The organism is Olivibacter jilunii (assembly GCF_900607235.1).
GTDB lineage: Bacteria > Bacteroidota > Bacteroidia > Sphingobacteriales > Sphingobacteriaceae > Olivibacter > Olivibacter oleidegradans.
Genome location: NZ_LR027851.1, coordinates 290,177 through 306,624, shown reverse-complemented (window position 1 = coordinate 306,624; position 16,448 = coordinate 290,177). Strand labels below are relative to the sequence as shown.

Genomic DNA, 16,448 nt, shown 5'->3' with positions numbered 1-16,448 from the left:
CTGCTTCCGCAACAATTTCTTCCCAAAACGTCGGAGAAGTGGTTGTTGTATAAAGAAGATTGGTAGCTTTCCTTGGGAACAGTAGATTATGAGTCTGATGGTCATATATCTTGGAAATGGGGCAAAAACACCATTTCTGCTTTACAGAGGCAATATATGAACAATTTTGAAATCGCGAAATTTTCTTCTGTTGCGTATTTGTTACGGTTTTTCTAATTAAATGAGGTTAATGTATGATAGCTATCACCTTATAAAGCTAATAGTGGTTGTTTAGAATTTTCTTTTGTTCCATCAATATATTATCAGCAGGTGGATGAAAATCAAATCTTCTAAGGACTTTTATAACCAATTCATTAGAAATTTTAAGACTATCCATTCTTAGTTGAGTGGCCTGCAAATTGATTGATTCAGATATATTATCAGCCTTTGTCGTCTTAGTACCAAGCGTCCACAACCTTTCATAGGAGTCAAGATTCAGTTTTCTATCTTTAGTTTTATAATACGTCAATTCAACTTTAACATTGCCGTCGATATTTTTTTCAATGATTACTCTCTCCAGAAAAGAAATAAATGCCGTTATAGGTTCTAATATCGTGGTAAAGTAAAATAAGTACTCACCAGAAGAGTATCTTTCCTCCATGCCCTTCCTAAAGAAATCCCCTTCGTCTCCGAACCAGTCCTCTGTAAAAGCACTAATAAGAGAGAAGGAGCCATCAGTAAAAAAACGCCAAAATTCTTTTCTTGACCACATATCCAGTTCCATTTCAAGGAAATTATCTCCGAATTGTAAAGAGTTATTTTCCTGTAACGGTCTGGAGTGGAGATAAGGATAAGTCCAGTTAAAATTCACTTGACACCTTCGAATAATATCTTTCAACTCTGTTAAATCTAACTCCAGTATTGGAGAAAAGGCAAACTTAAATTCAATAAAACCCTTCGATTTTATTTTATTTATTAATTCCGAACTTGGCAGATCCAGTTCTGACTGTGTATTCGTAACGGTATTTTGGGTTAGTCCTAAATCCCGATATTTTTGAAACATTTTAATGGCTGCATGTTCTATGACGGCTCTCAAATCATGTGCATTAGAAATAGCAGCGCTTTGTACTCTTTGATTTGTATTTCGATAATAGATGGTGTTGGCAACTAAATCTTTATCCCAGTCCCTGACACATATCACTGGTATTTCCTTGAATGGATGCACTTTTATCACAACAAAAGTTTTTCCATTATTATCGGACGGAAAATGCAGATCAAAGTCTACAGGGGGATCTGTATATTTCGTGAGCTTATCCTTCATTTGATCTTTATTGTAAGTTGTCAAATTTGCATCAGACACTCCTATAGCTTCAAATCCTGTTTCTTGCTCTTTCACTCCTATAACAATCAATCCGCCATCTCTTACATTAGACATAGCTATAATATCTTTTGCAAGCCTTTGGAGACGTAAGGGAGAATCCGCTTTGAAATCAAGGCTAGGATTTTCGGTCTGACCTTCTATTAATAATTTAAGTTGTTCGTAAGTCATTATGTTTTTTTACATTAGAAGTAATATCTCAACGTATAAATCCTTTAATCTTCCCAAATAATACTTAGAGCCTTATCCTTATAAGGAATACAATGCTCATAAAAAGCCCTTCCCGTGTCTCTGTCTTTGACATAGTTAAACCAATCCATCGCCCAAACCTGCTCAGTTTTGTATATGTCTCGTGTATTTGATTGCGTGAAGTATTCCCCCATAACTGTATTTGCAGGTACATTCTTATCATTAAGTAGCCACTTATAAGGGAAGTCATCGCTTTCCAATTTCCATTTAACTATTCCACATTCCGCGTATACGATCATAATTGGATGATTACCTATTTGGGCAAAACGGAACGCACAGGCTGTTCTGCTAACTTTATATTGAGTGCACAAATTGTCGATCAATTGAAAGCTGAATTTCTTTTTGAAAACATCTTGTTTAAATCTTGATTCAGGCATCAAAAGACAGGATGCAAAATAGTCTGCCTCCCTTTCGATGGAATTAAACTGCTTTCTATTGATTATTGAAGGGTGTGGTTCTAATATTCCTTTTTTTAGCCCTATTCGATGAGCATCTATAAAATAGTGACCCAATTCATGAGCCAGTGTAAACCGTCCTCTCTCGGTATCTTCTCTATTACCGTTATCTGTATTCAAGTGGATGTAAAAGCGGTTGTCTGTGTAGACAGTCATTCCATCAAATGTTCCCTTATCATACGCATCGTAAAAGAGCTCCAGCTCCTCATGGTTTGCAATTCGATTTACAGGAGTGATTTTTTCTTCATACTGCAATGCAATATATTCGGCAAGCTCTTTAATATGATGTAAAGGCGTATTATTTATCATCCTTTCTGTGCTTTGCCTTCATTTTATCAATAACATGCTGAGGTAGATTGTTTCCCTTTCTGGCGACCATTCGTAATTCCTCTATCTCTTCGCTCAAAGAATCTTCACTCACAAATTTGATTTGCTGTAATTTTTGAAGTCCTCTTTTTATGATTTGTTCGGGAGCCTCCCAGTCTGCTGGACTTTCATTATTAACAGGGTTGAATAATTCAAATTCCTCAACTTCCTTCTCAGTCTCTGGAAAAAGCAACCCCTTCGACTGAAATAAATCGATTATCTTTTTTTTATTTGGCATGTTTCAGAGGTGTTAATTGAGTATGTTTTGAAAAGTATTCCACTATCTTTTTTTCACTTCGTTCTTTAATCTTTCTGATATTCACAGGTGTGGTATCGTAAATTTTGCACAACATCTTTAAAACATCAGATGGTGTTTTCTTGCCTTCCTCATAGTATAGATACAATGTTAGAAGTATATGCTTATCTCGTTCTGATAGCATATTTAACGCTTCATCCAATACTTTAAAATTGACATTGGCAAAAAGATCCTCTGCTAATTCATCGCTCTCAATCGCTGGTTCAGAACTCATCTTTTCCAACGAAACAGTATCTTTATAATATTCGGCTAAAAGCCGTTTAAATTCATTTTTAGCAACTCTGGACAGCCAGGCCTTAAACCCTTTGTCATCAACCGCTTTCTCCGGAAAGGAAAAAATCAAGGGGTTTTCGTACAGCTTATAGAATGTATTGTTTACCACCGTATTCAATATCTGTTCATCATAGATGCCACTGTTTTTCAATGCTCTTGAAACAACCGAATTTAAAAACTTACTGTAGTCATGGTACAAAGTTGTAAAGGCTGCTACAGCTGAATCTTCATCATTCAATTTTTCAGAAATGACCAGTAATATATCTTCTATTTCTTCTATTGTCATCTATGCAATGTAAATACATAATAAAATTCCGTGACAAATTACAAAATTAATCTCTATGTCACGGTTTTCCCTTTATACTTATGAAACATGTTTTGTTTCGGGGTAAATCCTTTACACCAATAAGTTAAAGGAATATGTTCAATATAATTTATTTTAAGATGGCAACAAATCCACCAAAAGACAACGCAAGGAAAGGAGCTGTTAAAGAGCGCTCTCAGACTTATAATCCGAAAACGGATTCATGGATCAAACGAGATACAAATACTGGTAGGTTCATGGATATGAAAACCACTAACAGCAAGCCTTTCAAAGGAGTACGTAAAGAAAAATAATCCTTATTTGCTCGGTCACTGAAAACAGAAAGGGGGGTGAAACGCCCCTTTATTTAAAAACTAAATTCTAAAGCCTATGGCAGAGATTTTTACATCGGTAGTGGCGTTAACGAAGCCAATCCTTACAAAAGGAGCAACAATTGCGTGGGAGAACCGCAATCATTTAAAAGTATTTTTCAAGACGAAATATGGAAAATATAAAAATAAGGACATTCGTTTTTCAATGAGTGGTCTGTATAAAATTCAGATACCTGACACCAACAAATACCTATTGGTGTTAAATCGCAGGATTGAGAATCAACTTCAGCCGGTCGGTGGTGCTTATAAGCGGTATGGCGACGATCGTCTGTTCAATAAATGGGGATATAAGCCCGATAATTCCAAAAATGGTCTTAATGTGGACGAAAAAAGCTCTTCAGACTTACGTTTTACGGTTAAAGGGAAAAATGTAGTCGATGTGTTGAACTGGTTTGAAGCAGGTGGAGAAAGGGAAACGGAGCCTCGAAGAGAGTTCAAGGAGGAACTACTGGATACGGGTATTCTCGATCCTCAAATTTTCCAGCACTTCAACCACAAACATATTAGGAGATATTCAAAGAACTTATCCTGGAGCGATTACTTCAGCTGTTATGAGATATTGACGTTCGATGTTTTTGAATTATTGCCGAACGAGGAGCAGAAGGAAGCACTTATTGGCCTTTCCAAACAAGAGAATGATCTATCCCAGGGTTATGCAATTGTAAGTTGTGATGATATAGAACAACTCAGGTTAATGAGCGGAGATAAGCAAATTGCTCGTATAGGGCAACATACCAAATTATTAATTAACAAAGATTTTTAGCGATGATAGACATATTTGACAACTATATTCTCCAAAGAGAAGAACTTTTGGCAAGAATTGCCCAAGAATTACAACTAGATAAAACTAGGCTGGAGCGCATGGAGTCGGCTTATAATGCCGTTGCGGAACTGCTGAAAAAGGATGAAGAATTTTTTGATGGCCTTATAATCGAGGTGTACGCTCAAGGCTCCAAACGAATCGGGACAACTGTACGCCCTATTAATGAGGAAGATTTTGATTTGGATGTAGTACTCCATATCTACGATCCGTATTACAATCATACTCCAGAGCAAATCTACAATGCTTTGGTAAAAGCCCTGGAAAAGCACGCTTATTACAAATCCATAATGGAGAAGAAAAAAAGATGTGTCCGCTTAAACTATAAAAGCGATTTTCACATGGATATCCTCCCTGCTTGCATGCCAAACTATTTTGAAAAGGAAATGATAAAAATTCCGGAAAAGGCCCTCAGAAACTGGTCCTCCGGAAACCCAAAAGGATTTTCTGGTTGGTTTTTAGGAATTGCTAACTCTGTAAAAGAACCGATGTTGAGAAAATATGCAGATGTCTTATTAAAGGCTCAAATAGAGACAGAGGAATTACCTAAAGAAATGTACCTGAAAACCCCTTTACAAAGGGCAGTTCAATTGCTAAAAAGATATCGGGATATCTATTTCCAGAATCGAGATTATAGGGTTTCCAGTGTTGTCATCACAACTCTAACTGCGCAATTTTATCAGGGTGAAAGCTCAATTTATGAGGCTATAGATAATATAGTATCAAGAATTAAATCTAATTATACAGAGGCTGTAAACAGAGGATACAAATTTAAGGTTCTAAACCCGGTGAATCCGGAAGAGGATTTTACTGACTCTTGGACTAGCCAACATTACGAGAGCTTCTACAGCTTTGTTACTGATTTTTACAAAAAATGGCAAAACTTGAAAGACTCTTTTGAAACCAGTAAAGAAGACTACATTGAGCTATTTGGAGAGGGGGTCTATAAGAAATCATTGAACGAGCAATTTAGAAGGTTCTCGAAATCGACTAATAATCCACTTGCCAGATCCAGTGGGTTAATCATTGGTGGCTCGGCTTATACAAATGCGAAAGGCAATATTAACACGGACACAGGATTAAAAAATGGAGCTCATCACAATTTTGGAGGAGAATATTAGAAAAAATCACCAGAAAGACTGGTATATATTCCTCTACGTTCAAAAGATACTGATGGAAAAATATTTCGATTGGTTAGAGCTATATATCAATCCCAAATCAAAGTCTTTGATAGGTAAGGGACAACTAAGTATCGGGAGCAAAAACTACAGTATTTTGCTCTCATATTCTCCATTTCATAACCATAGATATGATAGAATATATATAGACGATAAAACTATTAAATATAATAAAGAAATCCATTTGTACCGAGATCTCTCTTTGTGTTTATATCATCCTGTGATTGATAAGCCGGCATTTCAAATCATACCTCTTTTTAAGATTATTCCATGGATAAGCGAATGGATTGTTTTTTATGAACAGTGGAAAAAATACGGAGTTTGGTTGGGTAAAGAAATTAAACACTGAAAGAGTCTGACTCATTATAAATATAGGACGAATAAAATGTGTTAACACAATACGGGGTTCTGTTAAGCCAAATCTTGCTGTACAGGAAATATCTTTTGTGTCATTTCATTAAAGGTGAAGTTAAAAACAATCTTGTCTGTTTCTAGAAATAGACCGCCTTTTTCTCCAATTAGTTTATTGAAGATAGTACGAATTATGTTCTCAAGTTTTATAAGAATTTCTTGTTGCTGCTTGAATTCTTTAGCGCTTTTAAGCGACTGTCCGTGAAAGTATTTAGAACGTATGTCGTAAGCTTTATTTATCAATCTTTCATTTTCTTTTATTTTGCCAATCGTTTCTGCTCCAATATAGCAAGCAGCCCGTTGACACACCATTTTGCTTATCTTCTCACCCCCACCGTTGAATAGGTTTTCAAGAAGCGATATGCAAAGTGCAATCCTTAGAATAACATATATTTCTTCCCGTATCTTGTCCAGAAACAGCTTTGCTTTGTGAATTCTACTCAACTTATTTAGGCTTATGTCGTTTAGATTGTACCCTTGTAAGTGCTTTCTTTTTTCTTTCGGAATTATGTCCAGGTTTGGTAATAAAAGGTTATTGCTGGTCTTATAAAAAGTAAGAAGATCATTGAACTTCTTCTCGTTAAGTAATGTGACTTTTTGAGTAAAATCTGCCCTTTTCGGGCTAAAGGTGTTATAATTCCTAATAACCTTACCTTCATCAATCTTGATAAAAAACGTTTCGGGAAAAAATATATTGCTATCCTCTAGAAACCATAAGAAGTTGAAGAAGCTATTCAATCTTACTTGAAAATCGAAAACCAGTTGTGGGATATCTTCGTAGCTTCTAATTTCCGACAGCCTTAGCACTGTGAAAGCATATGCACCATTATAAAGTTGTCGTTTCAAATATTCGCCCGCTTCTTTTCGTAATGTTTCTCTTTCAAACCATTCATCCAAGTACTTATGTTCATTAGTAATAAGAATATTTTCGAAAGAAAATGTCTTTTCATCTTCGAGAATCTGTAAGTATCGATTGGGGGCCACTATAGCTATATACATCTAAAGCATTTTGATATTCAAAGATAGTGTTTCCAAGATCTCCATAATAATCCTTTATGGACAAAATTACTAAGTATCCCGGAAGAAATTGACTCCATAATCCGTTAGTAAATCGAAAGCGTAAGTTCGTTTAAATGAGCTAAGTACATACCAATCCGACGCATACTGACCCTTCTAGGTTTTTTGGTTTGTTTAAGGTCATCACCAAACAGGAGATCCTCGATGCCGAAAAAAGAGTCCTATGAGTCAAATAAAACAATTGATCAGGTTGCACCAGTATGAAATATCAATCATAATGAATGCGATATTCTGGTTATGATCTTCCTATTGCACGAACCAACTTTTCTATTTCGTTTTCCTAAAGAATGGTCCTCTATAAACTGTTTTTCCAAAAGTCAACAATGTTTACAGAAATTTCTGTAATTTTATCTCTAAGCGCAGGATTTTGGTATTTGTTAATGAATGTTGTCGATCATTTGCAAGCAGAAACCATACCTTTTGTTTACTTTTTTATTCCAAACTCACGTTAATAAAAATTTGAATGAGGTTAAAAACTTTTGATACGTCATCATTAACATCGACGGAGATGCAAGGTTATTTGCACTATGCCATTGCGCCCCGGCCGATATGTTTTGTATCCACTGTTGATAAAAACGGCGAGGTTAATTTAAGTCCGTTTAGTTTTTTTAATGTGTTTAGTATCAATCCACCGATATGCGTTTTTTCGCCGACAAGCAGGATGCGGGATAACACCGCTAAGCATACGCTTGAAAACGTTTTGGAAATACCCCAATGTGTGATTAATGTTGTGAGCTATGATATGGTTCAACAGACCTATTTAACTAGCAAAGATTATCCAAGAGGAGTAAATGAGTTTTCGAAAGCAGGGTTTACTGAATTGGCTTCGGAGACGGTAAAGCCACCTAGGGTAGCGGAATCGACTGTTCAATTGGAATGTGTAGTGAATGATGTTATATCGTTAGGGAAAAACGGAGGGGCAGGTAATTTGGTTATTGCAGAGGTGAAACGGATTCATATCAATGAAGATATTTTGGATGCCTATGGCAAAATAGACCCTCATAAAATAGATCTCGTGGCTCGTTTAGGGGGTGATTGGTATTGTAGGGTAACCGGTGATAGTTTATTTAAAATTGCAAAACCAATTGATTCTACTGGAATAGGTATCGGCGTAGATGCTTTTCCTAAAGAGGTTAAAAACTCCAATGTATTAACGGGGAATGATTTGGGACTATTGGGGCTTGTTAAAAATCTACCATCCGATGAGGAGGTAGAAGCCTTTAGCAAAACCGATGAAATGAAAGAATTGCTTGATGCTACCATTGACAGCCACACCCGCGCCATTCACCTACATTTAAAAGCCAAGCATTTATTAGATAAAGGTCGTGTAATGGATGCCTGGAAAGTGTTGTTGATATAACTTGTAGAGTTGTATTCAGGATTGATTGTCCTAAGATTTATCGGCGGCATTATCTTTACTATCTCCCTGTTAACTAAAATAATCCATAGTCACTTGTTTCAATGTTGGACAAGTATCTTCTCTGTAACATCCGGAACCGCGCGTTTTAATTTCATCATAGGCAGATTGAAAGCAAATCAATTCTTACTTCTACCGAAACCCATCAATTTCATCCATCGGATAATTCATATAAAAGATCTTGCTGAAGTAATTTATAAAATAGTTAAGCACAATTATGCGTATACGATGCAGCTAGGGCATAGGTCCCAAAACGATATAATGACCTATTTAAGAAATCTGAAATCATCCGTAAATTCCTCATCGAACATTAAAGGTTGAAAATACTTATTGATCAAAGGGATCTATTCTTTTAAGTATGTCATGTAGTTTCATATACACGAGAATGAGGCAGATGAAAGAGATCAAAATTTCCGTGAAACTTAACGCTGTAAAAACTCCAGTTACGCCGTAATAGTGGCTAAACCATATTAAAATTGGCATAAATAAGAATATTTGCCGTAGCAGAACAATTACGGTTGCGGTATTACCTAAGCGGATCGCCTGAAAAAAACCAGTACCCATATAAAACATAGTAATAGTTAATAATGGCATTACTAAAATCATATAGTTTGTAATTTCATCCTGTCTTAATTCGAAATTTCGCGTTGTTAACGCAAATACATCTTCTTTAAGAAAAAGTACAATCAATGCCACCCCCCCTAAAATAAGCATACCCGTAATAGAAAATTTGATGAATAGTGATTTTAGTCTTTCGAACTTTTTAGCCCCGAAGTTTATACCTATTGCAGGTTGCATCGCCCTCATTAAGCCAATTGCTGGCATACTGGAGAATGTTGCCACCCTGTTGGTAACGCCATATACCAGCAAATCTCTGCTGGAACCATATTTGTCAATATAAAAGTATAGGACCATCCCCTGAAATACGGAAACAACCGACATCGCAAACGCTGAAAAACCTGTTTTAACAATATCTCTCATGACACGGAAATCACATTTCAAACTTCTGATATCGCTTATTATGGAGGATTTATTAGTGGAATAATAATAAATAGTGGTAGCACCTAAAAAAAGATTCGCTACAATTGTTGCAATGGCGGAGCCAGCAATGCCCATGTTGAATGTTTTTATAAATATCGGATTAAGGGCGATATTGATTAAAAATGAAATACTGGAAAATATCATAGATTCTTTAAGCTTACCTTCTCCTCTGATTAACATGTTTCCAGCTATAGCGAAAACAATAATAAACGTTCCGAGAGAATAACAATCGTAATATCTTTTTCCCTCCTCTAAATTTCTACCCGATGCACCGATAAACGATAAAAGCGTTGACGAAAAATTAATGGTCATCAACATGGTAATAACCGACAAAATAAAGATCAACCAGATCATCGTTCCCCAGATTTTTTGCTGAGTTTTCAAATCCGATGCACCTATAGCAATACTTAATATTGATGCAACACCAGAGCCGACCATTACTCCGATCCCAAACTGGATTTGGGTAAGCGGCAATGCTATAGACGCTCCGATCAGCGCCTCTTCTCCAAGTAGCTTGCCAATAAACACAGCGTCAACAAATGAATTTAAGCCAACCATCAGCAACCCAATTATGCTTGGCAAAGATAGCTTGTACACGACCTTCCATGTTGATTCATTAAGGATCATCTCTATTTGATCGTGCTTATTCATATTTCGATTTTAACAAAAGTAACTTAATTTTTTATAACTGAAAGATAATAAAAATCAAATTTTAACTTGGTTAGGTTAGACGGCTTTAAAAAAAGTTAAATATCAATTGCTTGTTGCAGTATAAACTGTATATTAGCCATACATTGATATTATCCTAAATTATTAAATATGAAGAAAAAGAAAAATGCGTTTGTCGTCCTGGCAATTGACGGTATATCAACAATTTACTCCGGCGTTGGAACCATTGTTTATTCCTTTTTTGAAGCTTACGATGAAATCAAAAGCTCATTTGGCGAACATGACTTTGATCTCTTTGCGTTTACCCCATATTTCAATATGAATGATAGCCGATATAGTTCGCGTGTATTGAACGACGTTTCGGAAATATGCAGGCGTAACGAAGGCGATGTTATATACTTACCGACCATGTGCCATGGGGAGGCTCATACAAATTCATGGCGGGGGAACGACCACGTGCCGATAAAGACTCAGTGGGAAAGCGCATCTATATCCGCTGCTTCATCGCTGAATTTATTATCTCGTCTTGGCGGTTACAATAAAATTTTTGTACTGTGCCACGACACCTTATTCGCCAATGTATCCAAGTTCATATTACACGCCAACATACATCTTTGTTGGGTGCCTCATAGTTTATCTTCTATTTTCGACGATCATATACAATCGGACAAACTCCAATATGAAAAGGAAAGTATCAATACGCTTTTAAAAAACGGACACAAAATTGCATATTTAAGCGAATTGACAAAAAGCGCTCTTTCGGACGTCTTTTTTTGTAAAGAAGAACAGCTGGTTTCGTTATACTCTGGTATCTTTTTGCGATCTGGCAAATTCAGGATTCCCGCAGATAAAATGAGCGTGTTGAAGAAATACAATATCCCCCAGGACAGACCCCTTGTGTTCTCTTGGGCAAGATGTGCTTATGCCAAAGGTATCGACACGATTCTGAAGGCCTTTATCAGCTACAAGAAAAATAGCCCATTAAATAATAATGCTCATCTTGTACTTCTTTGCCCCGATAGCACAGCCATAAACTCCTATACAGATGAAATTAATGGACTAAAAGGTCAGTTATCACCAGAACATTGCACACTTATCACTCAATTTGATGAACAACTGCCATTGGTGGTCTTAAAATACGACCGGACGAAATGTGTGATTCTTGCGTCGAGATTTGAGACCTTTGGTCTTAGTTCATTGGAAGCGCTTGCCTTTAGGCATCCTAATGTTTTCATCATGTATAGCCGTATACCTACCTTCGAGGAAGTATTAAACGGAAAAAACAAAACCAAACCCTTTTCGCCTGAAAATTATTTGGAATTGGCCGATGATTTAAATACCACCCTCATGGACAATGGAAATTGCATTGCCAAGGAGCGCCAGACATCAGAATCAAATTTACCGGATGAAAGGTTTGACTTGGTTAAGAATTATTCATATGGACTATCAAATTTCATCAACCAGTTTAACCAGAGCCACTAAAATCTAAAATAATGCTTTTTGATTTGGATGCTACACTTCTAAATCCCCAAAAGGAAATATTTAAAGAAAATGTGAAACTCTAATAAAGTGCATATCGTGTGGAATTTTAGTTGGCTGGCAACCGCTCGACCTTTAAGATTTTTAAATTCATATTGCCATTCGAATAATATATCAAGGTTTGGAAACAGTGCCATAAATTGACCAAGCAATTTGCCATTGACCAATGCGTTTTCTGGAATAAAATCGCTAAGGAAAGCACAGGAAAAATAGCAGGTATGTGAAGGACAGTGTTCATCTACTTCGTGGTATTTGTTTTTTTAAATTTGATCAGCACAAAAGCGATAGACAAGTACTTCAAGGCAGTTTATGAAGTCACAGATAACTATTATGGCCTCCAATTATGCACATTTGATCACTTGTTGAACGCGGAAAGTGTAGAAAAAACACTTATCTTCGATCATCTAAATCCAAACCTTGATTTTACCTCTCCTTTTTTGACGGATTACTAATTAAACTATTCATTGTCAGTATTTGTCACACAACATTGATTCGTTTTTGATAAAATTTTAGAATACGCGGAATCTTTCTTAAAATAAATACGGCCGTTATTCCAGATAAAATCAGCCTTGCCCCATTCCATTACGCTTTTTATGTCCGGAAAGAATCCTTTACCATTAAAATTTGCGCTTGTATTACATAATAACGGAATTCCGCTTAATTTTTTATAATGGGAAAGCAATTCATAGATTACGGGATTCTGATCTTTATTTACTGTTTGAAGCCTGGCTGTTCCATCCAAGTGACAAATTGCCGGAACTTTATCTTTCCAGCCTATTCTGACTATATGCTCATACAACATGTAAGGATCTGGCACCCCAGGATCAAATACTTCCATAGCATTTTCCTCCATACATATTGGGGCTACTGGACGATAATCTTCACGCCCTTTCATTTTGTTCAGCATTTTCTTCATATCAGGACTAACAGCGGGTGAAAGAAGACTTCTATTTCCGAGAGATCTTGGGCCCATTTCTGCAGATCCATTGATAAAGACTACTGGTTCGTTGTATTTAAACAATATATTAGCCAGTTCTTCCAGTGTACAATCTTTGGATAGATATTCTGATTCTGTTAGGTTACTTTCCATTACTGGGGGGCCACTATATACACTCCATTCCAAGGCCTTTAAATTATCACTAACAATCATTTCACAACATGCTGCGCCAATAGCACACCCTGCGTCATTAGGAAAAGGAGGAACCCAGGTCTCATTAAAGATGCTGCTTTTCCGTATTCCGCTGTTCCATTTAATATTTAGCGCACTACCGCCCGAAAAACATAGATTTTTCATCAGATCGGGTGTCTCTCTTACCTTTTGTTCTAGGTTTTCAATCAATAGTTCCTGCAGAAAAACTTGGAATGTAGCCAGCATATTTGCATGTAAGATCTTTTTCGAATCGCAAAATTCTTTAGATTGTCTGATAAAGTCAGCAGTAATTTTCATTACACGATCGATATTCATGGTTAAGTATTCGACATCCTCAATCAATTCAGTATAGATTTCCCTAAACTTATCCATAACCATAGTATCAAGTTTTCCCAAAGCAACATAGGCCATGACTTTACCAGCCACCGATAGATCCCCTTTCTTTAATAAATTAAATGGTTCAAATTCCTGAGAAAAAATTATATACATATATCCCATAAAGGGGAAAAGGGGGCCCAAGTTCTCTACAGTATTTTCATTATATCTGTAATAAAACAGCTGTGGAGGCATCCCACCATCCCATACTAAAATATATGAATCTTCCCCCCTCTTTGCGAACGGACTTGTACAATAAGCAGCAAAAACATGACTGGAAACATGTTTGTAACTATTATAAGCTAAGCTGTAAGCGGTAACTTCAAAATTTTCCTGCTTTAAAATATTTTCTGTTTCTCCTACAAAATGTCCATATTCAGCAATTTTGTCAATTACCATCGAATTTTCTGCATCTATAGTTATTTTAAAGGACAGCTTCTCACGCTGTTCAGCAGACAGGTGTGCATTTATGGTATAGAAATCCCATCCATCTAAAACCAATCTATCAATCTCCTTCAAACTATACCCGTGTGATGATAAAATATCTTCTACCTTTTCTAGTGTGATTGAAAAGTCCGAGTGCCTCGGCATATTATCAAGTTTTTCCATTTCATAAGAAAAAATCAATTTTCCATTATCAATAAGAGCTACCGCTCCATCATGTGTTAATTTAATTCCGCAAATAACCATATTTTTTAAAATAATATTTCGTATTGAAAAAGTTTATACTTTATAGGACAATTGAGAACCACGTTTGAATAGTGCCGGCAGTACAACTAAAATGACCACTTTATACTTTTTTCAAATCTCAACAGTTGTATTTTATATTCTTTTCAACCTCTGCTAAGGACATAGATACAACAATATCAGTTGTAATAACTTTAATATTTTCTTCACAAGACACATACTCTGTTTTTTTTAACATGTTTTCGGTGTAGTTTAGAATTCTAGAAATGACTTCTTCTCCAACCATATCATAATGTGCAATACACTCATATCTATCAGAAAATAATCGAATATGACTTTTTAAATATTTCAATTCAGTGTGAATATCACTCAAATCTGACACGATGCTATTATATAAATGACTCATGTTAAGTGCAGGGCATTTATAGACAAGATATTCTATACATATTTTACTAACTTTATCTTCAATTTCGCTTTCACGAAAATGGTTATTAAATAACTTTCGCACGCGATCATCACCAAACGCAATCCATAGATCTTGTAAATCACCAACTGCATTTTCCAAATCGTCAATAAAATCTACAAACACCGACACACTATAATCTAATTTACTGTCACTGAATGTAATAAACGGTTTAACTGGTAATGTGTCGAATAGATTTCTTTCATTTGTTATTTGGCCTATACTAGAGTATCTATGAAATAAAAGCCTTTCTGATTGAATAGAATTTGAAAACTTTCTGTAATTCATTAAATACTTTGCTATAGCTCTTTCGCCAGCATGCCCATATGGCGGATGTCCAATATCGTGCGTAAATATTCCCTTTGCAACATCGTTCCAAAAACATTCACGATATATATTCTTGTTGTTGTCCAGTTTTGATAATACCTTGAGAATATCTATCATATTTTTCACATGTACATATCTACTCCTCGTGTTTTGGAAAGAATTTATTGGAAGTAATTGTGGAATTTCGCTTAAACGCTTGATGTGTTTACTTAAATAAATCTCCCTTATTGGATAATCACCGAAAATTACCGACCTTTTAATCATATTTGTAATGGTCGGGGAGCTAGATGATTGATATATGTTGCTGTTCGATTCCATGAAATGTTGAATTACTACTCCAAACAGGATTATTCAAATCATAAAGAGGTTTAATCTCACTGATCCCGTTAAAAAATTGTGTAAATATTTCCTTTATCTCCTCTGTTACTAATGCTGCTGCAAGACAAGCGTGAATTCCTCCACCAAATGACATATGTCTTTTATTTCTTTTTCCAAGATTAAATATCTCGGGATTTTCGAAGACTGCTTCATCTCTATTAGCAGCACCCAGCATTAAGTAAATGGAATCTCCTTTTTGTATTTTCTTTCCATGAACGAGTATATCTTCTTTTGCGTGGCGTGTTATAAATTGAATAGGAGCTTCAAACCTCATTACTTCTTCAATTAGAAGTGGAATAAAATTTTCATTGTTGTTTATAAGCAAATGATAAGCACTTGGATTGGTTAAAAGGCAATGAAGACTATTTGTTAAAAGATACTGAGGTACTTTATGTCCCCCAAAAATCAAATGGATTAATTGATGCACTAGATGTTCTTCTGTAATATCACTCATTGGACTATTAAGCCCTTCAATTAAACCACTTAATAAATCCAACTTTGGAGATGTTTTTCGACGCTCGATTGCCTCTAGAAAGGCTAATTTCATTTCAAGAAGGCTTTTTGCAGCACCCTGTGCAATTTGTGTATTAGGCGTTGGTGAAACTACGAAATCTTGCATAAAAATGGATATTGAATCTGACCACTCGAAAAATTTAGAAAGATCGATGTCTTCTAATCCTATCAATATTCTTAAAACCTCGGCAGAAATAGGGTCGGCAACAGATTTAACAAAATCAAATCCATTTCTTAAATCGCACTCAGCTATTCTTTTCCTGACAAGCTCTTTAATAAGCGGTTTAACTTTTTGAATATTCTCGTTTATAAAAACATGGTTCATAAATTTCCTGAACTTTGTATGCACCGGGGCTTCATTGTATATCATCCAAGTTTTTAAAACATTGGTTATTTCTGTTATACTGGGATCTGGTTTTTCTATATTGAGCAATTTGTCATTAACTAGGTGACTAGTTGAAACTAAATCAGACTTTAATAATTTCATAATATCATCGTATCTAGTTACCAACCAACAATTCATATTACTATACCAGTATATTGGTTCTTTTTCTCTAAGCTCTCTATATACTCCATACCTTATAGCGTTAAAATCAGGTGACGATAAAACAAAATCTCTCATAAGCTATTTTTAGAATTTTTAAGTTATTTTTAGAACATATTTGAATTCAACCCAATTATTTAATTTCTC

At 35.6% G+C, this 16,448-nt stretch carries 15 protein-coding genes; 6 read left to right on the top strand and 9 right to left on the bottom strand.

Features of this window, described 5'->3' with window-relative positions; genetic code table 11:
* Positions 1-256: 256 nt before the first annotated feature.
* Genes E0E36_RS15220 through E0E36_RS15205 form a run of 4 tightly spaced genes read right to left on the bottom strand, consistent with a single transcriptional unit; the run spans position 257 to position 3,302 of the window.
* On the bottom strand, positions 257-1,528 hold the full coding sequence (locus E0E36_RS15220; RefSeq protein ID WP_130856650.1) for an AlbA family DNA-binding domain-containing protein: 1,272 nt from the start codon (positions 1,526-1,528) through the stop codon (positions 257-259).
* Positions 1,529-1,572: 44 nt separating this feature from the next.
* On the bottom strand, positions 1,573-2,370 hold the full coding sequence (locus tag E0E36_RS15215; protein ID WP_130856649.1) for an ImmA/IrrE family metallo-endopeptidase: 798 nt from the start codon (positions 2,368-2,370) through the stop codon (positions 1,573-1,575).
* Positions 2,360-2,665 (bottom strand): hypothetical protein, encoded by a 306-nt coding sequence (locus tag E0E36_RS15210; RefSeq protein ID WP_130856648.1) that lies wholly within the window; start codon positions 2,663-2,665, stop codon positions 2,360-2,362. Before E0E36_RS15210 ends, E0E36_RS15215 begins: the two co-directional genes overlap by 11 nt.
* Positions 2,655-3,302 carry an RNA polymerase sigma factor gene (locus E0E36_RS15205; protein ID WP_130856647.1) on the bottom strand — a complete coding sequence of 216 codons (648 nt, stop codon included), beginning with the start codon at positions 3,300-3,302 and terminating at the stop codon, positions 2,655-2,657. The genes E0E36_RS15210 and E0E36_RS15205 overlap by 11 nt, the downstream gene beginning before the upstream one ends.
* Positions 3,303-3,460: 158 nt before the next feature.
* Between E0E36_RS15205 and E0E36_RS27795 the strand changes: the two genes are divergently transcribed.
* The 4 genes from E0E36_RS27795 (at position 3,461) to E0E36_RS15190 (ending at position 6,059) form a co-directional block, all read left to right on the top strand.
* Complete coding sequence (locus E0E36_RS27795; protein WP_165447001.1) at positions 3,461-3,634, top strand: hypothetical protein; 174 nt, start codon at positions 3,461-3,463, stop codon at positions 3,632-3,634.
* A gap of 76 nt (positions 3,635-3,710) precedes the next feature.
* On the top strand, positions 3,711-4,475 hold the full coding sequence (locus tag E0E36_RS15200; protein ID WP_130856646.1) for an SMODS-associated NUDIX domain-containing protein: 765 nt from the start codon (positions 3,711-3,713) through the stop codon (positions 4,473-4,475).
* Positions 4,476-4,477: 2 nt separating this feature from the next.
* On the top strand, positions 4,478-5,653 hold the full coding sequence (locus E0E36_RS15195) for a nucleotidyltransferase domain-containing protein (RefSeq protein WP_130856645.1): 1,176 nt from the start codon (positions 4,478-4,480) through the stop codon (positions 5,651-5,653).
* A complete protein-coding gene (locus E0E36_RS15190; protein ID WP_130856644.1) occupies positions 5,619-6,059 on the top strand; it encodes a type II CBASS E2 protein in 441 nt (146 codons plus the stop codon). The genes E0E36_RS15195 and E0E36_RS15190 overlap by 35 nt, the downstream gene beginning before the upstream one ends.
* Before the next feature lie 62 nt (positions 6,060-6,121).
* Here E0E36_RS15190 and E0E36_RS15185 read toward each other — a convergent pair whose 3' ends face one another.
* On the bottom strand, positions 6,122-7,120 hold the full coding sequence (locus E0E36_RS15185; RefSeq protein ID WP_130856643.1) for a HEPN domain-containing protein: 999 nt from the start codon (positions 7,118-7,120) through the stop codon (positions 6,122-6,124).
* A gap of 541 nt (positions 7,121-7,661) precedes the next feature.
* On the opposite strand from E0E36_RS15185, the gene E0E36_RS15180 reads away from it, so the two are divergent.
* Positions 7,662-8,558, top strand: coding sequence for a flavin reductase family protein (locus E0E36_RS15180; protein ID WP_130856642.1), 897 nt, complete (start codon positions 7,662-7,664; stop codon positions 8,556-8,558).
* 384 nt (positions 8,559-8,942) lie between these two features.
* On the opposite strand, the gene E0E36_RS15175 is transcribed toward E0E36_RS15180, so the two are convergent.
* Entirely contained in the window at positions 8,943-10,307 is a 1,365-nt protein-coding gene (locus tag E0E36_RS15175) for an MATE family efflux transporter (RefSeq protein ID WP_130856641.1), read from the bottom strand.
* Between the two features lie 168 nt (positions 10,308-10,475).
* Here E0E36_RS15175 and E0E36_RS15170 point away from each other — a divergent pair, with 168 nt between their 5' ends.
* Positions 10,476-11,807: a glycosyltransferase gene (locus E0E36_RS15170; RefSeq protein WP_130856640.1), complete on the top strand. Its 1,332-nt coding sequence runs from the start codon at positions 10,476-10,478 to the stop codon at positions 11,805-11,807.
* Positions 11,808-12,321: 514 nt separating this feature from the next.
* Here E0E36_RS15170 and E0E36_RS15165 read toward each other — a convergent pair.
* From E0E36_RS15165 to E0E36_RS15155, 3 genes are all read right to left on the bottom strand, one after another.
* Entirely contained in the window at positions 12,322-14,079 is a 1,758-nt protein-coding gene (locus tag E0E36_RS15165) for a carbamoyltransferase N-terminal domain-containing protein (RefSeq protein ID WP_130856639.1), read from the bottom strand.
* 118 nt (positions 14,080-14,197) lie between these two features.
* The gene (locus E0E36_RS15160) at positions 14,198-15,184 is read right to left on the bottom strand and encodes a hypothetical protein (RefSeq protein ID WP_130856638.1); all 987 of its coding nucleotides are present in this window, start codon (positions 15,182-15,184) and stop codon (positions 14,198-14,200) included.
* The gene (locus tag E0E36_RS15155) at positions 15,150-16,379 is read right to left on the bottom strand and encodes a cytochrome P450 (protein ID WP_130856637.1); all 1,230 of its coding nucleotides are present in this window, start codon (positions 16,377-16,379) and stop codon (positions 15,150-15,152) included. Before E0E36_RS15155 ends, E0E36_RS15160 begins: the two co-directional genes overlap by 35 nt.
* Positions 16,380-16,448: the final 69 nt, after the last annotated feature.